Below are 22,650 nucleotides of genomic sequence, written 5' to 3'. Positions count from 1 at the left end.
AACTCTGTTCTTAATTTTAGTCAAAAATAGAGCGGCCTCGTATTGTGAGGCCGCTCTGTTTTCGATTATCAATAATCTGAAAATATTAATCTTTTATTGTTCAACTGAATAGTTTGGAGCTTCTTTTGTAATTTGAACATCGTGAGGATGTGATTCTTTTAAACCATTTCCGCTCATTTGGACAAACTGTGCATTTTCACGTAAATGTTCTAAGTTTCCCGCACCAACGTAACCCATTCCAGCCTTCAATCCGCCAATCATTTGGAAAATAATATCTGCCGCAGTACCTTTGTAAGCCACTCGTCCCTCGATACCTTCTGGAACTAGTTTGTTCGCTTCATTGACTCCACTTTGGAAATAACGATCACTTGAACCTTTTTCCATTGCTCCTAATGATCCCATGCCTCGATAAGTTTTAAATCGACGCCCTTGATAAATTTCAAATTCACCAGGAGATTCATCTGTACCAGCTAACATTGAACCTAACATAACTGCATGTCCACCAGCTGCCAAGGCTTTTACGATATCACCAGAATATTTGATTCCACCATCAGCAATGATTGCTTTGCCGTATTGACGAGCAACAGAAGCTGCATCATAAATGGCCGTCAATTGTGGTACTCCAACGCCCGCAACGACACGCGTTGTACAAATTGATCCAGGACCAATACCAACTTTAACAACATCTACACCTGCATCATATAACGCTTTTGCGCCTTCAGCGGTTGCAATATTGCCGGCAATTAAAGTAGCCTCGGAGAATGTTTCACGAATCTCACGAATTTTACGTAAAACTCCTGCGCTATGTCCATGAGCAGTATCGATTACGATGGCGTCAGCCCCTGCTTTTAATAAAGCTTCTGCTCGTTCAAATGTATCACTAGTAACACCGACTGCCGCCGCAACTAATAAGCGACCATGCTCATCTTTCGCTGCGTTAGGAAATTCAATAACCTTTTCAATATCTTTGATCGTGATTAATCCGCTTAAGCGACCATCTTCATCAACGATTGGTAATTTTTCAATTTTGTGTTTTTGCAGTGTTTTTTCTGCATCCTGTAATTTAGTACCAACTGGCGCAGTGACTAAACCATCCTTTGTCATAACCTCATGGATTGGGATATCATAATCTGTTACAAATCGCATATCTCGGTTAGTAATAATACCGACTAATTTACGATTTTCAAGCGTTTCTACGATTGGCACACCACTAATACGATAGCGACTCATCAAATCTTCGGCATCTTGTACCTTATGTTCTGGTGTTAAGAAAAACGGATCAATGATTACACCGCTTTCTGAACGTTTTACTTTTCGAACCTCATCTGCTTGGGCAACAACACTCATATTTTTATGGATAACTCCAAGTCCACCTTGTCGAGCCATAGCAATCGCCATTTTACTATCTGTTACAGTATCCATACTTGCACTCATCAATGGAATGTTCAGTTTGATATTTTTTGCCAATTGTACACTCATATCCACTTCATTCGGTAATACGTGACTCTCAGCCGGAATCAACAAAACATCATCAAATGTCAGACCTTTTTTTGCAAATTTCGTTTCCCAATTAGACATTGTTCGTTACCACTCCCCAGAATTATTTTTAATAAAAAAACTAACAGAATGAACGAGTGAAGTCAACAACTTGAGGCAAAATCCTCATCTAACATTTATCTTTCTATTTATTCAAACCATTTTTCAAGAAATTCCGTTGTAATTTCACTTTCTTCTTCAATAATCTGATATGTCGTTTTATTTGTTTCAGTATCGCGAATTAAATAAAAGCCTTGCTTATTCATAAAATCATCTAAGTGTATTACTGTATAACGATCATCTATTTGCTGAATTCCCTTAAATACCTCACGTACCAATAATTTTGCTTGATGGATATTCTTTTGTCGCTGGTGGGCTCTTTCCACTGATGCGGTCAATGTGTAACCTTCATCTAAAAAATGCTTAATAATCTCTACCTTGACAACCATTGGTAACTTAAATTTTCGATTTCCGCTCTTTTCACCTGTTGATTCTATATATCCTTTTTGCTCCCAATAGCGAATCTGTCGAGGTGAAACACCCGTTACTTTACTCAATTCACTAATGCCGACTAATAAATCATCACTTTCTAGAAGTTGCTTGACCGTACTATTTTTCACAATGCATCCCTCTCTTCATTTCTGATTATACTTTTGCTAACAATGGTGTCAAGTAAGTTGACAAAGAAATTGAATAGCAGTAAAGTTACAGACGAACAATTATTGTTTCTGAAAATTTCTTAAAAGAGAGAAGGCGTTAGATCGTGAGTAATACGCAAACGGTCGATATTTACGGAAAACCCTACAATCGTTCCTTATTAGTTGTAGTACTATTAATTGGAACCTTCTGTACGGTGTTAAACCAAACATTATTAACAACAGCCTTTCCAGCACTAATGAAAGCTTTTAATATATCTGCTTCTAGTGTTCAATGGCTAACAACTGGCTTCTTGCTGGTAAATGGGATTATGATCCCAATCAGCGCATGGCTGATCAATAAATTTAGTTCAAAGAGATTGTATCTAACAGCGATGACAATCTTTTTGATTGGAACAATAACTTGTTTCGTTGCCCCCAATTTTTCTACTTTATTAATTGGTCGATTAATCCAAGCTGCTGGAGTAGGTATTTCCATGCCATTGCTTCAAAACATCATGTTGTCAATTTTCCCCCCAGAAAAACGCGGCTCAGCGATGGGAATGGCTGGTATCGTCATCGGTCTCGCTCCTGCTTTAGGACCTACACTATCTGGTTGGATCATAGATCATTATACTTGGCGTGACCTTTTTGGTATGGTCATTCCAATTGTCATTTTAGTTTTAGTACTAGCATTCTTTTTGATGAAAAGTGTCATTCAATTATCTAATCCAAGTATTGATGTGTTGTCGGCCTTTTTATCAACTGTCGGCTTTGGTAGCTTATTATATGGTTTTTCTTCCGTAGGTAATGATGGTTGGGGCAGCTCAAAAGTTATTAGTTTCTTAGTCATAGGGGTATTCGTTATCGGTTTATTCGTATGGCGTCAACTACATTTAGAACATCCATTCTTAGAACTACGTGTTTTCAAATCTCCAACTTTTACAATTGCTGCTATTTTAAGCGGTGTCGTAAATATGGCAATGGTTGGTGCTGAAATGGTTCTTCCTTTATATATTCAAAATATTCGTGGTGAATCTGCCTTTCATTCCGGATTGATGCTATTGCCAGGAGCTTTGATTATGGGGTTGATGATGCCGATTACTGGTGCAATCTTTGATAAACACGGAGCTAAACGATTAGCAATCAGCGGGATGTTAATCCTAACCGCAGCTACGTTACCATTTGCTTTCTTGACTCAAGAAACACCAATTGTAATGATTGTTATTCTTTATGCAATACGGATGTTTGGTATATCAATGGTTATGATGCCAGTTACTACTTCCGGTATGAATGCTTTGCCAATGAATTTGATTAGTCATGGTACTGCGGTAAACAACACTTTCCGTCAAGTTGCTAGTTCAATCGGTACGGCTGTTTTAATCAGTATTTTAACTAATGTCACAAAAGACAACTTGCCAAAAGCAAGTTTGCTAAAATCCTTACCTTTGTCTTATAAAGACCAAGCAATCAACGCCACATTATCTGGTTATCATGCTGCTTTCTTCGTAGCTGTAATTTTCGGACTAGTGGGCTTTATTATCACCTTCTTCTTGAAAAACAATAAAAAGATCGAAGGAGGGAATGTAAAATGATTTTTGTTATCACAATTATTAGCGTAATAGCATTTGCTTTAACAAATATTTTTGCTAAAAAAGCTTGGCAAACATTCCTTTCGATTATATTCGCAGCAATATTCTTAGTTAGCCTAGGTTTTATTATTGCAAACGATCACGATCACTATGGTATGAAGAGAGTCACTGAAACGACTACTCAATCATTAACTTCATCTGCTGATAGCAAAGATATGAAGATGTTGCTTTATCAACCACTTGGTAACGGAGAAGAAAAAGTTTTTTTGTATAAAACCAATGAATCACAGATAAAACCAAAATCAACGGGAACAGATCATGTTACGAATCTCGTAAAAAAGGATCAAACAAAATCTCAATTAAAAATAAAGAAATCCTATTGGGTCTACAAAAATAATACTGCGAAATTTTGGTTTAGATTTACTAGTAAAAATCATCTGTTAATCGAAGAAAAAAATATCTTTGAAGTACAAAAAAATTGGCTGGTTTTAAGTACTAAACAAGCTAAAAAGCTAGCAGAAATAGTACAAGAAAATAAAACTTCTATGCAAACTGAAGCAAAGTCGTTTGTCCAAGATAAAGTGAAAGAAGCTCTGATGAAAAATCCAACTTTGAATCAAGCAGCACAACAAAAAATCATTCAACAAGCCACTGCTGATTATCAGCAACAAACAATAGCAAAAATAATTGCTAAGGTAACAAAATAAAAAAGAAGCAAAGTCCCTTGTGGGATTTTTGCTTCTTTTTATTATCTTCTTGGCGCCGTTGCTAAACTACTAATAATACCGAAACGTTTCTTTAAGTAATAACGTAACGCCAATGCCAGACCCGATAGTATAATCATAACCATTGGATCAAGGATTGGGTTTAACGCTGGCGGTAATAATGCTGCTCCATTAAAAACCAAGAACCAGACAATCGTAACTGAGGCCAACATAAGTATTGTTTTCCACGTTTTCGGTTTTTTCGATTTATCCGCTCCAGGCTGCTCGAATTGGTAAACAAATAAATACATCATATAGAACACTAAACCGCCGACGGCAGAAGCTACGATCAATGTTGTTAAACCATAGGTCACAGTTTGTGTTCCACGTGAAACAAACAATCCCATGATCCCTGCAACAACTCCTAATAGACCAAATAACAGTAGGAAATTGTCAAGCCACATCAGTGATGCGGTAGTCGATTTTTTCTGTTCAGCTGGTTTGTTAACAATTGCATCCAGTCGCTCTGAAACTGTTCCAAATAATTGACGCGCGGTTTTCCCAGTTTTTTGTTCCTCGACTAAAATTGGCAGCATCTCATTTAAGGCTACGATAGTTTGTTCATCTGTTAAATTCGCTGCTTTTAAAGCTTTTTTCAAGTCAAAAATATACTGTTCGTTACGTTTAGTCAACTTCGCTTCAAGTTGATTGTTTTCTGCTTGCAACGTTTGTAACTTTTCTGGTTCCATTGTTTCTTTCCTCCCTAAACGTTGAAACGGAACAACATGACATCGCCGTCTTGCACAACATAATCTTTTCCTTCTAATCTCACACGTCCAGCTTCCTTCGCCGCATGCATACTGCCATATTTATCTAAATCATCAAATGATACTGTTTCAGCTCGAATAAAGCCACGTTCGAAGTCAGTATGGATGATACCTGCTGCTTGAGGAGCTTTAGTACCTTTTCGGAACGTCCATGCTCGAACTTCTTGCTCACCTGCAGTGAAATATGTTGCTAACCCTAATAAGTCATAAGCTGTTCGAATCAATTGATCTAATCCAGACTCTTCAATTCCCATTGCTTCTAAGAATTCTGCTTTGTCTTCATCGTCCAACTCAGCGATTTCTTCCTCCGCTTCGGCACAAACAACGATCACCTCTGAATGTTCACTAGCAGCGAAATTTCGCACGGTTTGCACATATTCATTGCTGTCAGGATCAGCAACAGTATCTTCATCAACATTTGCTACATAAAGTACTGGTTTACTTGTTAGTAAAAAAAGGCCCTTAACAATTTTTTGCTCTTCTTCAGTAAATTCAATCGTACGAGCAGATTGTCCTTCTTCTAAAACAGGCTTTAATTTATCCAGAACTGCTAGTTCTGCCACCGCATTCTTTTCTTTAGTTTTAGCTACTTTTGCTACACGAGTATAGCGTTTATTTACAGAATCTAAGTCGGCTAGAACTAATTCTAAATTGATTGTCTCAATATCTTCTAATGGATCTACTCGTCCTTCAACGTGCGTGATATTTTCATTGTCAAAACAACGCACCACATGACAAATGGCGTCTACCTGACGAATATGGCTTAGAAATTGGTTTCCCAACCCTTCACCTTTACTAGCTCCTTTCACAATTCCAGCAATGTCCGTAAATTCAAATGTTGTTGGAACAGTTTTTTTCGGATGGACTAATTCAGTTAAACGCTCTAGACGCCAATCAGGAACTTCTACCATCCCAACGTTTGGATCAATCGTCGCGAAAGGATAGTTAGCAGCTTCCGCTCCTGCTTTCGTAATTGCATTAAATAAGGTAGATTTACCAACATTTGGCAATCCCACAATTCCGGCTGTTAAGGCCATGTTCTACTTCACTCTTTCTCTGTTAAGAATTATTTCTGAGATAGATCAACTTTCTTCTCAAGGATTTTTTTCATTTTCTTCTCAAAATCGCGTCTTGTCATCATGACGATATGACCACAATTGATACACTTAATTTTAATATCCGCTCCCATACGAATGATTTCCCAGCGATTTGTCTGGCAAGCGTGCGGTTTTTTCATTTCAACGATATCACCTAAATCATACATCTGGCAAACCTCCCATTTCGTATTCATATATATTGTCTAAGATTCATCAAAATGAATATTCAAAATATCTAAGATACGCGTCAAATCTGATGGTGACAAATACTCGATTGAAATTTTGCCTTTACCGTCTTTCTCAACGATTTCAACACCTGTTCCAAATTTATCCATCAAACGATCTTCGCTTTCTCTTAAATAGTAAGGTTTTTCCTTGGTTAATCGAGGACCTTTTTTCTTATCTTTCGCTTTCCCCTCGTTGTATTCAGTAACAATCTGTTCTAATTGACGCACTGTCAGATTCTCTTTTACTGCGCGATTCGCTAGTTTCAAGATTTGATCTTTTTTCTTTAATCCTAGTAAGGTCCGAGCTTGCCCCATTGACAAACGTTCGTCCTGTACCATTTCTTTCACCAGTTTAGGCAGGGTCAATAAACGTAAATAATTGGCGATATACGGACGGCTTTTCCCTAATCGGTTGGCTACATCCGCTTGCGTCAATTTCAAATTTTTCATCAGCATTTCATAAGCTTCGGCTTCTTCCAATGGATTCAAATCTTCCCGCTGTAAGTTTTCCAATACAGCAATCTGCATCATTGCCTCTTCATCAAACTCGCGGATAATCGCCGGGATTGTTTCTTTTCCTGCTAATTTTGAAGCACGAAAACGACGTTCACCAGCAATTAGTTCATACCCTTTTACAGCTGATTTTCTCACAATAATCGGTTGGAAGACACCTGATTGCTCGATTGAATTAGCTAACTCTTGCAAAGATGTTTCGTCAAATGATTTTCGCGGTTGATAAGGGTTGGGGCGTAAATCACTCAAAGGTATTTCAACCACTTGATCGTTTTTTATATCGACTTCTTCAATTTCAGAAAGATCTTGAAACAAAGCATCAATTCCTCGACCTAATCCTTTATTTTTGCTCACGAACTAACACTTCCTTTGCTAGAGCTTGATAAACTTCAGCACCTTTTGATCGTGGATCGTAATCGATGATCGGTTTGCCATGGCTAGGTGCCTCAGATAAACGGACATTTCTCGGAATAATTGTATCGTAGACTTTTTCTTGGAAATAACGACGAACTTCTTCAACCACTTCCGCACCAAGATTTGTTCGAGCATCATACATAGTTAACAATACGCCTTCAATCTCTAAACCAGGATTGAAATGTTTTTGAACTAAACGAACCGTGTTCAACAATTGGCTTAACCCTTCTAACGCATAATATTCACATTGAACCGGGATCAAAATCGCATCACTAGCTGTAAAGGCATTAATTGTTAAATGTCCTAATGATGGTGGACAATCTACTAAAATGAAGTCATATTCATCGCTTACTTCTGCCAAAGCACTTTTCAAGCGTGACTCACGAGCCATCATAGAAGTTAATTCGATCTCCGCTCCAGCTAATTGTAAAGTCGCAGGAACGATTGACAAATTTTCTCGTGATGTCTTAATGATCGTCTCTTTAATGGAAACCTCATTGACTAAAACGTCATAAATATCTTGTTTTACATCGGGTTTGCGCACACCTAAACCACTTGTAGCATTCCCTTGTGCGTCACTGTCAATCAATAAGACTTTCTTTCCGTCTTGAGCTAAGCACGCTCCCAAATTGACAGTTGTAGTTGTTTTTCCAACTCCGCCTTTTTGGTTTGCAACAGATATGATCCGTGCCATCTAATTTCCTCCTAGTTCATATTAAAGTATTTATTTTCCAAAAGAAAATAAGTGATGTTTATCCATTTAAACTACTTTAATGGCTGTTTGTTTGGTAGGCCTGGTTTACGTGGATATTTTTTCGGTGTATCTTTTTTCTTCTGCACTGTAATAATGTGCCGTGTATCTCCATTTGGTAATGAAACATCTTCAGCTTGGAGGAGCTTACCGCCTAATAAAGCAATTGCCGGTTTCGCTTCTACTAATTCCTCTTCACTTTTTGCTGCTTTTAAAGCAAAAAAGTAGCCATTCTTTTTGACTAACGGCAAGCATAATTCTGTTAAAACATTCAGACGTGCCACTGCTCGTGCGGTCACAAAATCAAAAGCTTCACGAAACTCAGAATTTTGCCCAAAAGACTCCGCCCTATCATGATGAAGATACACACCTTCTAATTTTAAAGTCTCTACCAACGTTGTTAAAAATGTGATTCGCTTATTTAAGGAATCCACGATGGTGACCTCTAACTCTGGAAAAACAATTTTTAATGGTAAACTAGGAAACCCAGCACCTGAACCAACGTCACATAACTTTCCTTTCGCTGTGAACGCTTCAGAAAAAGCCAACGTAATGGAATCATAAAAATGTTTTAGGTAGACCTCTTCACGTTCAGTAATCGCAGTGAGATTCATTTTTTTGTTCCATTCAATTAATAAGTGAAAGTAGGACGCGAACTGATCCATCTGCTTTGCAGATAATTCAATTCCCTGCTTGCCTAATTTCGCTTGAAATTCTTCTGGTGTCATAAGAAATCCTTTCATTTTCGTGAAACAGAAAAATGTTTCACAGACTATTCTCTACTTTAACGCATTATTGCTTTACATGCAATGGTTTACGTATGTTTCACACAGAGATTAAGAAAGCTTTATTCTCCTTTTTTAATATTTCCTAGAACGTTGTCATGGATTTTTTTTATTATATTTTTTGTTTTCCCTTGCTAGATTCTAGATCATTAAAGTCTATATGAGGAATACTTTTTCATAAAAATATTCAAATTGAACAAACGAGTTATCAGCAAAAAATCAATCAACCTACCCTTATTCTAATTTTGATAATTGCCTATCAAATAAAATGCTGTATCAGAGACGAATAAATGTGTCTTTATTCACAAAAACGCATTTTAGAAAACGCTTAGATTGAGAAAATTTGAACAAAGAGATTTTTTTATCATAGATATCTTTATATTCAAGTTGAAAGTAAAGCTATAATAGCTGATAAATCGCAGTGATGGCGTAAATGTTAGAGATGGGCTGAAGTAATGATTTTACTGTTTACATCACAAAAAAGCGCAAAAATTACACTGAATATCCTCTAATTACTATTTCCTTTAATTCTCTATTAGAGGTGAATAACCGTATTTCTGATCAGCTCTTTGTTTCTATTCTACGTAGTGGCTTTTACCCCAGAGCAGATTATTGCCGCAGAATCAAAAGTGATTAATTGAGGGAAATAAGAAACTCTCTCATTAGAAAATCGTTATTTTTAACGTTGTTTACAAGCAAATTTGACTCTTGATCCTTAAAAATAACTTGCGTGTTTCACATGGAACATCCAATTAACTTAACTACGCTTTTAAAAAGAGATCAGACCCTTTATATTACGGGGCTGATCTCTTTTAATATACTATTACATTAGATCGTTTCACTATAAACCTTCGCTATCTTTCCTTGCTCCACATACACCATTAGAATACTGATATCTGCAGGGTTTACGCCACTAATACGGCTGGCTTGAGCGATTGTCTCAGGTTGAATTTTTTGTAATTTTTGCTTTGCTTCTGTTGCTAACCCATTGATTGCCTCATAATCAATTCGCTCTGGAATGCGTTTGGCTTCCATCCGCTTCAGCTTTTCAACTTTTTCCATCGCTTTTTTTATGTAGCCTTCATATTTTATCTGGATCTCAACTTGTTCAATTTCTTTTCCTGTCAAATCATCATTTGCTGGAATAAATTGTAACAATTCTTGATAAGTGATTTCTGGCCGTTTCAAGAAATCACTCGCTAAAACACCATCTTTCAATTCTGCACTGTTTTTAGCTCTTAGAAAGCTTTGAACATTAGCAGTGGGTTTTATGCGAATTGATCGTAAACGAGCTATCTCTGCTTCGATATGCGCCTTTTTAACTAGGTATGCTTGATAGTTTTCTTCTTCAACTAAGCCGATCTTATGTCCAATTTCAGTCAAACGTAAATCAGCATTATCATGACGTAAAATCAAACGATATTCTGCTCGTGAAGTCAATAAACGATACGGTTCATTGGTTCCTTTAGTTACTAAATCATCAATCATGACACCAATATATCCATCACTACGTTTCATGATAAATGGTTCTTTCCCCTGAATCTTCAAAGCAGCATTGATTCCAGCCATTAATCCTTGACCAGCAGCTTCTTCATATCCGCTAGTTCCATTGGTTTGTCCAGCAGTATAAAGATTTTCAATCACTTTCGTCTCTAAAGTTGGGCGTAATTGGTGAGGAGCTACCATGTCATATTCGATGGCATAGCCTGTCCGCATCATTTCCGCATTTTCTAAACCTTCAATCGAATGTAAAACGTCATTTTGAACATCTTCTGGCAGTGAAGTTGATAACCCTTGGACATATACTTCTTCTGTATTACGTCCTTCTGGTTCTAAGAATAATTGATGACGTTCTTTGTCTGCGAAGCGTACAATCTTATCCTCAATTGATGGACAATAACGAGCCCCTACCCCATCTACAATACCTGTAAACATCGGTGCACGATGCAGATTATTTTGAATGATTTCATGACTTCTTGGATTCGTATAGGTCAACCAACAAGGAATTTGTTCCGTTAAATACTGACTATCTGGTGTTTGATAACTAAAGTGATTAGGTTTTTCATCGCCAGGTTGAATCTCTGTTTTTTTGTAATCGATCGAACCAGATTTCACTCGCGGCGGTGTTCCGGTTTTAAAACGATGAATTTCTAAACCTAATTCCTGTAAATGATTAGCTAGTTTGATTGATGGCTGAGAGTTATTAGGACCTGAAGAATATTTTAATTCGCCGATAATAATCTCCCCGCGCAAAGCCGTCCCAGCTGTAATAATTACCGCTTTTGCTAAATAAACCGCACCAGTTGAAGTGACAACACCTTTGCAAACACCCTCTTCGACAACTAAACGATCGACGACTCCTTGCTTCAAGGTTAGTTTCTCTTCTTTTTCGATCGTGTGTTTCATTTCCTCTGCATATGCATGCTTGTCCGCTTGAGCACGCAAGGCGCGTACTGCTGGACCTTTCCCTGTATTTAACATCCGCATTTGGATATATGTCTTGTCTATGTTACGTCCCATCTCACCACCAAGTGCATCTATTTCTCGTACGACCACTCCTTTAGCCGGTCCACCAATAGATGGATTACATGGCATGAATGCTACCATATCTAAATTGATTGTTATCAACAAGGTTTTTTGTCCCATGCGCGCTGTTGCTAAAGCCGCTTCAGAACCCGCATGACCCGCACCAACAACAATCACATCATAACTTCCTGCTTGATATTCCATATAGTCGCTCCTTTACTATTTTCCTAAACAAAATTGACTAAATAATTGTGTGATTAATTCATCTTGCACACTATCTCCAACGATTTCACCTAAATAATCCCAACAGCGTGTCATATCAATTTGGACAAGATCTACAGGCATACCCGCCATAATGCCATTTTGAACCTCGTTTAATGATTGTCCAGCCTTTTCTAGTAGTGCGATATGACGAGTATTCGATACGTAAGTGGCATCTTTTTCTCCAGTTTGACCGCCAAAAAAAAGTTTTGCGATTGCTTCTTCAAGTTGATCTAGTCCAGCTTTCTCTAAAACGGAGATTGAAAAGACTTCATCTTCACTCAAATATGCAGAAAGATCCGTTTGCGATAGATGACTCGGCAAATCAGTTTTATTCAATAAAACAATGCGTTTTAATCCTTGTGTCGCTTCCAATAGTTCTCTATCTTCCGCAGTTAGGGGTTCGCTTTGATTTAGGACTAACAAAATCAAATCTGCCTCTCCTAATGCTTTACGGCTGCGTTCTACTCCAATGCGTTCTACCACGTCATCTGTTTCACGAATTCCTGCTGTATCAATCAGTTTCAAAGGAACCCCGCGTACATTAACATATTCTTCAATGACATCGCGTGTAGTTCCGGCAATTTCTGTCACAATTGCTTTTTCTTCATGTAATAAATAATTGAGCAGGCTTGATTTCCCTACATTTGGACGACCAATAATTGCGGTACTTAAACCTTCGCGCAAGATTTTTCCTTGCTTGGCATTTAATAATAACGCGTCAATCTGTTGACCCACTTGTTGGGCTTTTTCTAATAGTAATTGAGTCGTCAATTCTTCGACATCATCATATTCTGGATAATCGATATTCACTTCAACTTGTGCCAGTGTTTCTAAAATTTCTTGACGTAAACGACGAATTAGATGAGATAAATTGCCATCTAATTGATTGATCGCGACACTCATCGCTCGATCTGTTTTGGCACGAATCAGATCCATAACAGCCTCTGCTTGTGATAAATCAACACGACCGTTCAAAAATGCTCGTTTAGTAAACTCACCTGGCTCAGCTAAACGTGCACCAGAGCGCAAAATTAGTTGCAGCAATTGATTTACTACCACAATACCGCCGTGACAGTTAATTTCCACTATGTCTTCACGTGTAAAGGTCTTCGGTGCACGCATCACACTTACCATGACTTCATCGACTACTTCTTGTTCTTCTGGATCAATGATATGTCCATAATGGATCGTGTGTGATGGAACATCTAACAAACTTTTTTTTCCGCTGTGATAAACACTATCTGCGATTGCTACTGCATGGTCGCCACTCAATCGCACGATACTGATCGCGCCTTCACCTGGCGGAGTCGAAATTGCTGCAATTGTATCAAATTCTAAGGTGATCTCTGCCACTTGTTTTCCTCCTATTAATTAAGAACATAAAAAAAGTGCCTACTCCACCCCTTGAAAAAGGAGTAGATTGAGCACTTTGACTGCTTTTTCTACAAAATTCTGGTGTTAGATTAGCATAGATCTTTCAACAATTCAAGTTTTCTTACCAAAATACCTGCTTTATACCTGCTTTTTCAAATTTTGTTTAAGAACTTCTATAACTAAAATAGATCACAAAAAAGTGCGGAGCAGGTCAACTGCTCCGCACTATTCATTTTAAACAGAATTAGAAATATTTTTTCGCTGGTTCAACAACCAAATAACGATAAGGATCTTCACCTTCAGAATGGGTTTTGATATATTCATCTTTACTCAAAGCAGAATGAATCATTTTTCGTTCAAAGGCAGGCATTGGTTCTAAAAATACCGGACGACCTGTTTCCTTAACTTTTTCCGCCGTTCGTTGCGCTAAACGCGTTAGAACTTCTTCACGTTTTTGTCGATAATTTCCAACATTTACTACTACTGATAATTTTTCTTTTGCAACGCGATGTAAGAAGACTTGAGCTAAATACTGCAAAGCATTCAATATCTTACCATGTTTACCAATCAGCATCCCCTGCTTGCTAGTTTCTAGATTCATGACAATCAAACCACTTGCTTCATGCTGAATCTTAACCAAAGCAGGCACACCCATATCATTCGTAATATTCGTTAAGTAAAGCGCCAATTCTTTGACGGCCTCATCTTCATCCAATTCAACTAATTGACTAGGTGTGTCTGTTGTTTCAATTGGCTTCGATACTTCTTCTTCAAGCTTCTCCTCGACAAACTGTTCTTTTATTGGTTCTTCAGCCGCTTCGGAAGTAACGATATTTTTTTCAACAATAATTGGTTCAATCGAGACACGAGCATCTTTTTTTCCCATTCCTAGAAACCCTTTTTTCGCGTCTGATAAAATTTCGATATCGACCGCTTCTTTCTTTAACCCTAAAGCGTGCAATCCCTTTGAAATTGCTTCGTCGATCGATGGTCCTTCATAAACAGGCATTTTCTAAACCTCCTTATTTATAGTTGATGGATAGTCTTATTTTTTCCGTTTTTTCTTCGGATGCTTGGCTTTTTGAAGCGCACGTTCTCTTTCACGAATTTGACGAGCTGCTTCTTCTCTTTCACGACGAATCTTGAAAGGATTATTAATTAGTAACGTTTGAACTACTTGGAAAGCATTCGAAATTACCCAGTACAATGATAACCCACTTGCTAAATTTAATGCCATAACAAAAATCATAACTGGCATCGCAAAATTCATGATTTTCAATGAAGCATTAGATTCAAGCTGACTCATGCTAGATAGATAACTACTTGCAAAAGTAAAGACTGCTGCAAGGATAGGTAAAATAAAGTATGGGTCGGATTGACTCAAGTTCAACCATAGAAAATGACCAGACCGCAGTTCAGGAATTCGTAAAATTGCTTGGTACAAAGCCATCATTACGGGCATTTGTACTAACAACGGTAAACAGCCTGCGTAAGGGCTCACATTATTTTCTGCATAGAGCTTTTTTGTTTCCTCTTGCAATTTCTGTTGTGTCTCTTGATCACGTGTACTGTATTTTTGTTGGAGTGCTTTGATCTTAGGCTGTAACTCTTGTGTTTTACGCATACTCTTTGTTTGAAAATGCATAAGCGGCATTAAAATAATGCGAATGATGATTGTAAATAGAATAATCCCTATTCCGACATTACCAAAGGACAACCCTTTAATCGCTTGGCCGAAATAATAAACGACATAACGATCCCACACGCCGCTACTGCTTGCACTGACTTCACCAGTTCCACAGGCGGATAACAAGAAGACGAGACTCAGCAATCCTGTCATTAATAGTATTTTTTTATAGTTCTTCACTTACATCTGTTTCCTTCCTAACTTAATATTTTTGCTAATTTTAAGACATGTATAAGATTCGAACGCATTTCATCATGAGGCAGATCTTTCGTGGCTGGGCGAGCGATCACGATAAAGTCTATAGGTGGTAATTCAGTTTTCAATTCTTGCAAAACTGCTCGAATTTGTCTTTTTACTTGATTTCGTGCTACAGCATTCCCAACTTTTTTACCGACTGACAAACCTACTCGAAAATGTTTTTGACCAGAAGGTTCTAGACGGTAAACTACGAATTTTCGATTCGCAAAAGAAGCACCTTCTTCAAACACTTTTTGAAATTCTCGTTCTTTTTTGACCCGATATTTTTTCTGCATCTAGTTTCCTTCGTTTCTTTTAAATCTATACCTGACAATAATACCATACTTCAAATTAAGGAATCATCCTTATTTATCAGAAAAATTCCTTAAGAATCACATTTTGGATACAAAAAAAACCACTGACCGGCAGTGGCTTAAGCAGCAAGTACTTTTCTTCCTTTACGACGACGGCTTGCTAATACGCGACGGCCGTTTTTAGTGCTCATGCGTTTACGGAATCCATGAACTTTTTGACGTTTACGTTTATTGGGTTGATAAGTTCTTTTCATTAAAATACACCTCCATAGCTAACTTTACATAGACATACCCGAATATTATAACGACTCATTCCCTACTTTGTCAATCATGAAATGAAAACAGCGAGTGAAATTCGCTAAAATTTTATGTTTCATCTTGTATTTTTTTTATCAGATTAAAAAATCAGCTCTTTATTTTTCGTAAAAACGCTGTTCATTTGAAAATTCTTTTATTACCAAAAAGGAAAATTTATCCACAAAATCTGGGGATAAACTCTAACTAATTGTGTAAAACTTTTTTCCACAAAAAAACTTGCATAGAATTTTCAAATGCTTTTTCCACTCTTTTTTATCTTTTTGATAACTTGTCCACAAGGTGGATAAATTGTGTGAATAAGTTCCTATATTCTTTTTCTATCAAGCTCTTCTTTTTTTCGGTTTTGTGCATTTTTCAGTGGAAAAAGTGCTTTGTCCACATTTTTCCTAATAGTTGTGGATATGTTTTTGCATAGACGTGGATAGTTTTTTTGTATTTTTATACATTATGTGGAAAAAGAGAAATTTCTTTCTATTTTGTTCCTGGTTGTGGAAAACTTTTGAAAAAAATGATAAAGTATGTCTATCTGAATTTATTAATAGGAGGCGACTTATTTGACCTCATTGGACAATTTCTGGCAGGAATTGAAGGACAGTTATAAAAATGACCTCAATCCTGCCAGTTATGATGCATGGGTAGGTACAGCTAAACCCTTATCATTAGCTCATAATCAATTGACGATCGAAGTTACGAGCGACTTACATAAGCGCTATTGGGAAAAACATCTAGCTGCAAAAATCGTCGAAATCGGCTTTAAAGTAACCGGGGACGAGATTATGCCATTATTTGTTACACCGGATGAAGCTCCGCCCGTTAGCATTGTGGAAAAAGAAGAACCACCCAAAATGGAAACAACAAAACGAGCAATGCTCAATCCCAAATATACATTTGATACCTTTGTAATCGGAAAAGGTAACCAAATGGCTCATGCAGCAGCATTAGTGGTTGCTGAAGAACCAGGATCAATCTATAATCCGCTTTTCTTTTATGGAGGAGTAGGGTTAGGTAAAACCCACTTGATGCATGCTATTGGACATCAAATGCTTGCAATAAATCCGCAAGCAAAAGTCAAATATGTTTCTAGTGAGACATTCGCAAATGACTTTATCAATTCAATTAAGAATAAAACCTCGGAGGAATTTCGACAGGAATACCGAAAAGTGGATTTATTATTAGTAGATGATATTCAATTTTTTGCTGACAAAGAGGCGACTCAAGAAGAGTTTTTCCATACTTTTGAGAATTTATATAATGATAATAAGCAAATCGTTCTAACTAGTGATCGTCTACCAAATGAAATACCTAAGTTACAAGAACGATTAGTTTCTCGCTTTGCTTGGGGCTTATCAGTAGATATCACACCACCAGATCTAGAAACGCGTACAGCAATTTTAAGAAAAAAAGCGCAGGCAGAAAATCTTGAAATCCCAGATGATACTTTAAGTTATATTGCGGGACAAATTGATTCTAATATCCGTGAACTAGAAGGAGCTCTGGTTCGAGTACAAGCTTTCGCTACGATGAATAGCGCTGATATTACGACTAGTATCGCGGCAGACGCACTAAAAAGTTTGAAAGGAACCAGCAATTCACAACTTTCCATCAGTAAAATTCAAGATGAAGTTGCTAAGTTCTATCATATCCAATTAAAAGATTTAAAAGGAAAGAAACGTGTCAAAACAATTGTTGTTCCGCGACAAATCGCTATGTATTTAGCTCGAGAAATGACTGAAAGTTCCTTACCAAAAATTGGCGCTGAATTTGGCGGAAAGGATCATACAACAGTCATTCACGCACACGAAAAAATCAGTCAATTAATGAAAAGCGATAGCAACATTCAACAAGAAATCGCAGAAATCAAAAATCTGCTGTTAGGCTAGTTTGTGGAAAACAAGACAAAGAATAGCTTGTTTGTCCACAGCTTATCCACAAGTGTAAAACTTATTATTTCAAGCTTTGACTCACTTTTTCCACATCATTAACAGGCCCTACTACTTTTATTACTTAAATTATTAAATAAATAAAAAAAGCTTACAGCTGAAAAACTTAAGGGCTGATCTAATTGATTGAGATTAGCTGATTCATTTTTTTTTTAGTAACACCAATTAAAATAAAAAAGGAGTTCCATTATGAAATTTACGATTAATCGTGCACGCTTTATTCAAGAATTACAAACGGTTCAAAGAGCAATCTCTACTAAAACAACGATTCCGATCTTAACAGGAGTAAAAATTGAATTAAATAATGAAGGACTGAATTTAACAGGTAGTAATGCCGATATTTCAATTGAAACTTTTTTAGCCGCTGATGATGAGAAAGCGGAATTACAAATTGCTGAAATAGGAACAATTGTTTTACAGGCTCGTTTTTTCAGTGAAATTATTCGCCGTTTGCCAGAAGCAACTTTTACTTTGGAAGTCCAAGAAAACCATCAAGTGTTAATTACATCTGGAGCAGCTCACTTTACGGTTAATGGATTAGATGCAGATAATTATCCACATCTGCCAGTTGTTGAAGAACAAAATCAGTTGAAATTACCTGTCCACATGTTGACAAAATTAATTGGTGAAACGGTTTTTTCTGTTTCACAACATGAAAGTCGTCCGATTTTGACAGGGGTACACTTCACAATGTCTAATGGTCAATTATTAGCAGTTGCTACAGACTCTCATCGTTTGAGTCAACGGATCGTACCTGTAGAAAACGCGAATACTGATTTTGATATCGTTATTCCAGGTAAAAGCTTAGTTGAACTTTCTCGTTCATTATCTGATGAAGAAGCTGAAGTAGAAATTAGTATCATGGAAAATCAAGTTTTATTTAAAACGCCAACGATGTATTTCTACTCTCGTTTACTAGAAGGAAACTATCCTGATACTAATCGTTTAATTCCAACTAGCTTCAATACGGAGATTACCTTCTCCGTACCAACGTTCTTAGCAGCAATCGAACGAGCTTCGTTACTGTCTCATGAAGGCCGTAATAATATTGTTCGTTTAGCAATTGCCGATAATTCAGTTATTCTTTATGGAAATTCACCGGAAATCGGTAAAGTAGAGGAAGAATTGGTTTATGAAAAAGTTAGTGGAGACCCGCTAGAAATTTCCTTTAACCCTGATTACATGAAGGATGCTTTACGAGCTTTTGGTGATATGAGTATCAAGATCCAATTTATTTCGGCAATTCGTCCATTTACTTTGGAACCGAGTGAAGGAGATGTCTCCTTTATTCAATTAATTACACCAGTACGAACAAATTAGAAAATTTAGCTAGTTTCACAAGTTTTTAGAAAAATATGAAAATATTTTGCAAAAGATGCAATTTCAGTAAAAGGTCTTAAAATCGATTTTAAGACCTTTTACTTTTTTTTGAGTGAATTAATTAAAACAGCTTAGAACTTCTTAAAACGAAAAATACAACGAGTTAATTTGTTTTATCGATTAAAAAGGGGTATAATGAAGAGGTGTTTCTAGCATGAAAATGAGGGATGAATGTGAAACAAAAAATTTTTTTAGAAACAGAGTTCATGACGCTTGGCCAGTTATTGAAAGAGATCAATTTAATCTCTAGTGGTGGACAAGCCAAGTGGTTTCTTGCAGAAGAAACAGTATTTGTAGATGGCGAGTTGGAAAACCGCCGCGGCCGAAAGCTCTATCCGGGAATGATGATTGAGATTCCTGAGGTAGGAACTTTTTTTATGGTCAAAAATAAGGAAGAGCAAGATGCAGCTGAATAAGCTTGAGTTGAGAAATTATCGTAATTACCAAGAACTTGTTTTGGAATTTCCTAATCGGCTGAATATATTTTTAGGAGAGAATGCCCAAGGGAAAACAAATCTCTTAGAAAGCATCTATGTGTTGGCTTTGACTCGCAGTCATCGAACTAGTAGCGAACAAGAATTGATCGGCTGGGAAGATGATTTTTCCCAGATAAAAGGTCGGATACAACGCGGAACGAGTGAACTAGAATTAGAATTATTGCTGACGAAAAAAGGCCGAAAATCTAAAGTCAATCATATCGAACAAAAGAAATTGAGTAGTTATATCGGACAGTTGAATGTCATCTTGTTTGCACCAGAGGATCTTTCTTTAGTAAAAGGCAGTCCGCAAATGAGACGTCGTTTTATTGATATGGAATTAGGACAGATCAATCCGGTTTATCTTTATGATTTGGCACAATATCAGAAGACTTTGAAACAGCGCAATCTTTATCTAAAGCAATTATCTGAGAAGAAGCAGACAGATGAGATATATCTCGATATTTTAACGGAACAGTTAGTAGATTTTGGTAGTAAAGTTTTAGCAAATCGACTGCGTTTTGTTAAAAAACTGGAGTATTGGTCAAATGATCTTCACGGTAAGATTACCAATCAAAAAGAAGCTCTAGCAATTGAATATGACGCTAGCCTCCCGCTAGAGAGTGAAGATGTTGAAAAAATTCGTTATGTTTTTCTAAATGAACTACAGAAAAATCGCAAGCGGGAAATATTCAAAGGAAATACTTTTTTAGGTCCCCATCGAGATGACTTGATCTTTAAGGTTAATCAGCAAAATGTTCAGACCTATGGGTCACAAGGACAACAACGAACAACTGCATTAAGCGTCAAATTGGCAGAAATTGATTTGATGAAAGAAGAAACAGGCGAATATCCGATTTTACTTTTAGATGACGTCATGAGTGAACTTGATGACAATCGTCAGATCCATTTATTAGAGACGATCGAAAATAAGGTTCAAACGTTTTTAACAACAACAACGTTGAATCATGTTAAGGGCAAAATGACGGTCCATCCGGATATTTTTTATGTCCATCAAGGGCAGATAGAAAGGAAAGAAACGTAGATGACAGAAGAGGAAAAGAGTTTACTAGAGCGCGCTCAAGAGTATGACGCCAGTCAGATCCAGGTTTTAGAAGGATTAGAAGCTGTTCGAAAACGTCCAGGGATGTATATTGGCTCCACTAGCACAGAAGGCTTGCACCACCTTGTTTGGGAAATCGTAGATAATTCCATTGATGAGGCTTTGGCCGGATTTGCAACACATATTCATGTAGTAGTTGAAGAGGATAACAGTATTACTGTTAGTGACGATGGGCGTGGTATTCCTGTCGGGATTCAAGCTAAAACAGGTCGCCCAGCTGTTGAAACAGTCTTTACGATCTTACATGCCGGCGGTAAATTCGGCGGCGGTGGATACAAAGTATCTGGTGGTCTTCATGGTGTAGGAGCTTCTGTTGTTAACGCTTTGTCTACAAGTTTAGACGTTCGTGTTTTCAAAGAAGGTAAAATTTATTTCCAAGATTATCGTCGCGGTGCTGTTGTAGATGATCTAAAAGTAATTGGCGAGACTGAAAAGCACGGGACAACAGTTCATTTTATACCAGATCCTGAAATATTTACTGAATCAACAGTTTTTAACTTCGAAAAATTAGCAACACGGGTGCGAGAATTAGCTTTCTTGAATCGTGGTTTGAAGCTATCGATTGAAGATAAACGGGAAGAAAAACCAGTCTTGCGGGAGTACCATTACGAAGGCGGTATTAAAAGCTATGTAGAGCATTTAAATCACAATAAAGCAGTTATTTTTGAGGAGCCTGTCTTTGTAGAAGGTGAGCAGCAGGATATTACTGTTGAAGTCGCAATGCAATATACCGATGGATATCATACAAATATTTTGAGTTTTGCTAATAATATCCATACTTACGAAGGCGGAACACATGAGTTTGGTTTCAAAACGGCCTTGACTCGGGTGATTAATGACTACGCACGCAAACAAAAAATCATGAAAGACAACGATGAGAATCTTTCTGGTGAAGATGTCCGTGAGGGTTTAACAGCTGTTATCTCGATCAAACATCCAGAACCGCAATTTGAAGGGCAAACCAAAACAAAACTAGGAAATTCTGAAGTTCGTACGGTGACAGATCGTTTATTCTCAGAGAATTTCATGAAATTTTTGATGGAAAATCCTTCTGTTGGTCGTCGAATTGTTGAAAAGGGAATATTGGCGGCTAAAGCACGTTTAGCAGCTAAGCGGGCTCGTGAAGTCACTCGTCGTAAAGGTGCATTAGAAATCAGCAATTTACCTGGTAAATTGGCCGATTGTTCAAGTAACGATCCAGAAAAATGCGAATTGTTTATTGTCGAAGGAGACTCTGCCGGCGGTTCAGCGAAACAAGGGCGTAGTCGTGAGTTCCAAGCAATTTTACCAATCCGCGGAAAAATTTTGAATGTGGAAAAAGCTTCGATGGATAAAATTTTAGCCAACGAAGAAATTCGATCCTTGTTTACTGCAATGGGAACTGGATTTGGTGCCGATTTTGACGTATCAAAGGCACGTTATCATAAATTGGTCATCATGACCGATGCCGATGTCGATGGTGCACATATTCGGACGCTGCTGCTGACGCTTTTCTATCGCTATATGCGCCCAATCGTAGAAGCAGGCTATGTTTATATAGCTCAACCTCCTTTATACGGTATCAAACAAGGGAAAAATATTACTTATATTCAACCAGGTAAAAATGCGGAAGAAGAATTAGCCCAAAAAATATCTGAATTACCTGCGTCACCAAAACCGAATGTCCAACGATATAAAGGTTTAGGGGAAATGGATGACCATCAATTATGGGAAACAACGATGGATCCAGAAAATCGTTTGATGCTGCGTGTCAGTGTCGATGACGCAATCGAAGCTGACCAAGTCTTTGAAATGCTGATGGGAGATCGAGTAGAACCACGCCGCGCCTTCATTGAAGAAAATGCACATTATGTTAAAAACTTGGATATTTAGAGAAACGATAGATGTGATGAATATCAGATTTATTTTTAAGAAAAATAAATTTAGCAAC

21 protein-coding genes are annotated in these 22,650 nt (G+C 37.4%); 7 read left to right on the top strand and 14 right to left on the bottom strand.

What is annotated here, in order from left to right; translation table 11 throughout:
- Positions 1-93: 93 nt before the first annotated feature.
- Both guaB and AUF14_RS13315 read right to left on the bottom strand, forming a co-directional pair.
- Positions 94-1,578: an IMP dehydrogenase gene (gene guaB / locus AUF14_RS13320; protein WP_016179270.1), complete on the bottom strand. Its 1,485-nt coding sequence runs from the start codon at positions 1,576-1,578 to the stop codon at positions 94-96.
- A 107-nt stretch (positions 1,579-1,685) separates the two neighbouring features.
- Positions 1,686-2,156 carry a MerR family transcriptional regulator gene (locus AUF14_RS13315; RefSeq protein ID WP_016179271.1) on the bottom strand — a complete coding sequence of 157 codons (471 nt, stop codon included), beginning with the start codon at positions 2,154-2,156 and terminating at the stop codon, positions 1,686-1,688.
- A gap of 143 nt (positions 2,157-2,299) precedes the next feature.
- Here AUF14_RS13315 and AUF14_RS13310 point away from each other — a divergent pair, with 143 nt between their 5' ends.
- The gene (locus tag AUF14_RS13310) at positions 2,300-3,766 is read left to right on the top strand and encodes an MDR family MFS transporter (RefSeq protein ID WP_016179272.1); all 1,467 of its coding nucleotides are present in this window, start codon (positions 2,300-2,302) and stop codon (positions 3,764-3,766) included.
- Positions 3,763-4,470 (top strand): DUF4811 domain-containing protein, encoded by a 708-nt coding sequence (locus tag AUF14_RS13305; protein WP_016179273.1) that lies wholly within the window; start codon positions 3,763-3,765, stop codon positions 4,468-4,470. The genes AUF14_RS13310 and AUF14_RS13305 overlap by 4 nt, the downstream gene beginning before the upstream one ends.
- Before the next feature lie 41 nt (positions 4,471-4,511).
- Here AUF14_RS13305 and AUF14_RS13300 read toward each other — a convergent pair whose 3' ends face one another.
- From AUF14_RS13300 to rpmH, 12 genes are all read right to left on the bottom strand, one after another.
- Positions 4,512-5,216 (bottom strand): DUF1129 domain-containing protein, encoded by a 705-nt coding sequence (locus AUF14_RS13300; RefSeq protein WP_016179275.1) that lies wholly within the window; start codon positions 5,214-5,216, stop codon positions 4,512-4,514.
- A gap of 14 nt (positions 5,217-5,230) precedes the next feature.
- On the bottom strand, positions 5,231-6,331 hold the full coding sequence (gene ychF, locus AUF14_RS13295; protein ID WP_016179276.1) for a redox-regulated ATPase YchF: 1,101 nt from the start codon (positions 6,329-6,331) through the stop codon (positions 5,231-5,233).
- A 29-nt stretch (positions 6,332-6,360) separates the two neighbouring features.
- Complete coding sequence (locus tag AUF14_RS13290) at positions 6,361-6,558, bottom strand: DUF951 domain-containing protein (protein WP_016179277.1); 198 nt, start codon at positions 6,556-6,558, stop codon at positions 6,361-6,363.
- 36 nt (positions 6,559-6,594) lie between these two features.
- A complete protein-coding gene (locus tag AUF14_RS13285) occupies positions 6,595-7,485 on the bottom strand; it encodes a ParB/RepB/Spo0J family partition protein (protein WP_048721577.1) in 891 nt (296 codons plus the stop codon).
- Positions 7,472-8,239: a ParA family protein gene (locus tag AUF14_RS13280; RefSeq protein ID WP_016179279.1), complete on the bottom strand. Its 768-nt coding sequence runs from the start codon at positions 8,237-8,239 to the stop codon at positions 7,472-7,474. The genes AUF14_RS13285 and AUF14_RS13280 overlap by 14 nt, the downstream gene beginning before the upstream one ends.
- Before the next feature lie 71 nt (positions 8,240-8,310).
- Positions 8,311-9,024, bottom strand: a complete 714-nt coding sequence (gene rsmG, locus AUF14_RS13275) for a 16S rRNA (guanine(527)-N(7))-methyltransferase RsmG (RefSeq protein WP_016179280.1) — start codon at positions 9,022-9,024, stop codon at positions 8,311-8,313.
- 885 nt (positions 9,025-9,909) lie between these two features.
- Positions 9,910-11,811, bottom strand: a complete 1,902-nt coding sequence (gene mnmG / locus AUF14_RS13270; RefSeq protein ID WP_049220792.1) for a tRNA uridine-5-carboxymethylaminomethyl(34) synthesis enzyme MnmG — start codon at positions 11,809-11,811, stop codon at positions 9,910-9,912.
- A gap of 15 nt (positions 11,812-11,826) precedes the next feature.
- A complete protein-coding gene (gene mnmE, locus AUF14_RS13265; protein WP_049220791.1) occupies positions 11,827-13,224 on the bottom strand; it encodes a tRNA uridine-5-carboxymethylaminomethyl(34) synthesis GTPase MnmE in 1,398 nt (465 codons plus the stop codon).
- A 265-nt stretch (positions 13,225-13,489) separates the two neighbouring features.
- Positions 13,490-14,254, bottom strand: a complete 765-nt coding sequence (gene jag, locus AUF14_RS13260) for an RNA-binding cell elongation regulator Jag/EloR (RefSeq protein ID WP_048721472.1) — start codon at positions 14,252-14,254, stop codon at positions 13,490-13,492.
- Between the two features lie 36 nt (positions 14,255-14,290).
- Positions 14,291-15,112, bottom strand: a complete 822-nt coding sequence (locus tag AUF14_RS13255) for a YidC/Oxa1 family membrane protein insertase (RefSeq protein ID WP_048721470.1) — start codon at positions 15,110-15,112, stop codon at positions 14,291-14,293.
- A 17-nt stretch (positions 15,113-15,129) separates the two neighbouring features.
- Positions 15,130-15,465, bottom strand: coding sequence for a ribonuclease P protein component (gene rnpA, locus AUF14_RS13250; protein ID WP_048721468.1), 336 nt, complete (start codon positions 15,463-15,465; stop codon positions 15,130-15,132).
- Positions 15,466-15,602: 137 nt separating this feature from the next.
- Entirely contained in the window at positions 15,603-15,737 is a 135-nt protein-coding gene (gene rpmH, locus AUF14_RS13245; RefSeq protein WP_006703104.1) for a 50S ribosomal protein L34, read from the bottom strand.
- A gap of 618 nt (positions 15,738-16,355) precedes the next feature.
- On the opposite strand from rpmH, the gene dnaA reads away from it, so the two are divergent.
- From dnaA to gyrB, 5 genes are all read left to right on the top strand, one after another.
- Complete coding sequence (gene dnaA / locus AUF14_RS13240) at positions 16,356-17,681, top strand: chromosomal replication initiator protein DnaA (protein ID WP_048721465.1); 1,326 nt, start codon at positions 16,356-16,358, stop codon at positions 17,679-17,681.
- Between the two features lie 249 nt (positions 17,682-17,930).
- Positions 17,931-19,061 carry a DNA polymerase III subunit beta gene (gene dnaN / locus AUF14_RS13235; RefSeq protein ID WP_016179287.1) on the top strand — a complete coding sequence of 377 codons (1,131 nt, stop codon included), beginning with the start codon at positions 17,931-17,933 and terminating at the stop codon, positions 19,059-19,061.
- 233 nt (positions 19,062-19,294) lie between these two features.
- On the top strand, positions 19,295-19,537 hold the full coding sequence (yaaA, locus tag AUF14_RS13230; protein ID WP_010747417.1) for a S4 domain-containing protein YaaA: 243 nt from the start codon (positions 19,295-19,297) through the stop codon (positions 19,535-19,537).
- Positions 19,524-20,642 carry a DNA replication/repair protein RecF gene (gene recF / locus AUF14_RS13225; RefSeq protein WP_048719948.1) on the top strand — a complete coding sequence of 373 codons (1,119 nt, stop codon included), beginning with the start codon at positions 19,524-19,526 and terminating at the stop codon, positions 20,640-20,642. Before yaaA ends, recF begins: the two co-directional genes overlap by 14 nt.
- Positions 20,643-22,592: a DNA topoisomerase (ATP-hydrolyzing) subunit B gene (gene gyrB, locus AUF14_RS13220; RefSeq protein WP_049220787.1), complete on the top strand. Its 1,950-nt coding sequence runs from the start codon at positions 20,643-20,645 to the stop codon at positions 22,590-22,592. It begins immediately after the preceding gene.
- Positions 22,593-22,650 lie beyond the last annotated feature (58 nt).

Source organism: Enterococcus avium, assembly GCF_002891025.1.
Lineage (GTDB): Bacteria > Bacillota > Bacilli > Lactobacillales > Enterococcaceae > Enterococcus_A > Enterococcus_A avium.
Note: the sequence above shows the minus strand (reverse complement) of the source record. Positions and strands in the feature narration are given on the sequence as shown.

Bases quoted from the DNA above. Each gene is read 5' to 3' on its own strand.
- mnmG (WP_049220792.1), bottom strand. From the start codon at position 11,811: ATGGAATATCAAGCAGGAAGTTATGATGTGATTGTTGTTGGTGCGGGT.
- rnpA (WP_048721468.1), bottom strand. From the start codon at position 15,465: ATGCAGAAAAAATATCGGGTCAAAAAAGAACGAGAATTTCAAAAAGTG.
- rsmG (WP_016179280.1), bottom strand. From the start codon at position 9,024: ATGACACCAGAAGAATTTCAAGCGAAATTAGGCAAGCAGGGAATTGAA.
- AUF14_RS13290 (WP_016179277.1), bottom strand. From the start codon at position 6,558: ATGTATGATTTAGGTGATATCGTTGAAATGAAAAAACCGCACGCTTGC.
- AUF14_RS13280 (WP_016179279.1), bottom strand. From the start codon at position 8,239: ATGGCACGGATCATATCTGTTGCAAACCAAAAAGGCGGAGTTGGAAAA.
- AUF14_RS13305 (WP_016179273.1), top strand. From the start codon at position 3,763: ATGATTTTTGTTATCACAATTATTAGCGTAATAGCATTTGCTTTAACA.
- guaB (WP_016179270.1), bottom strand. From the start codon at position 1,578: ATGTCTAATTGGGAAACGAAATTTGCAAAAAAAGGTCTGACATTTGAT.
- rpmH (WP_006703104.1), bottom strand. From the start codon at position 15,737: ATGAAAAGAACTTATCAACCCAATAAACGTAAACGTCAAAAAGTTCAT.
- ychF (WP_016179276.1), bottom strand. From the start codon at position 6,331: ATGGCCTTAACAGCCGGAATTGTGGGATTGCCAAATGTTGGTAAATCT.
- dnaN (WP_016179287.1), top strand. From the start codon at position 17,931: ATGAAATTTACGATTAATCGTGCACGCTTTATTCAAGAATTACAAACG.
- AUF14_RS13300 (WP_016179275.1), bottom strand. From the start codon at position 5,216: ATGGAACCAGAAAAGTTACAAACGTTGCAAGCAGAAAACAATCAACTT.
- gyrB (WP_049220787.1), top strand. From the start codon at position 20,643: ATGACAGAAGAGGAAAAGAGTTTACTAGAGCGCGCTCAAGAGTATGAC.
- recF (WP_048719948.1), top strand. From the start codon at position 19,524: ATGCAGCTGAATAAGCTTGAGTTGAGAAATTATCGTAATTACCAAGAA.
- jag (WP_048721472.1), bottom strand. From the start codon at position 14,254: ATGCCTGTTTATGAAGGACCATCGATCGACGAAGCAATTTCAAAGGGA.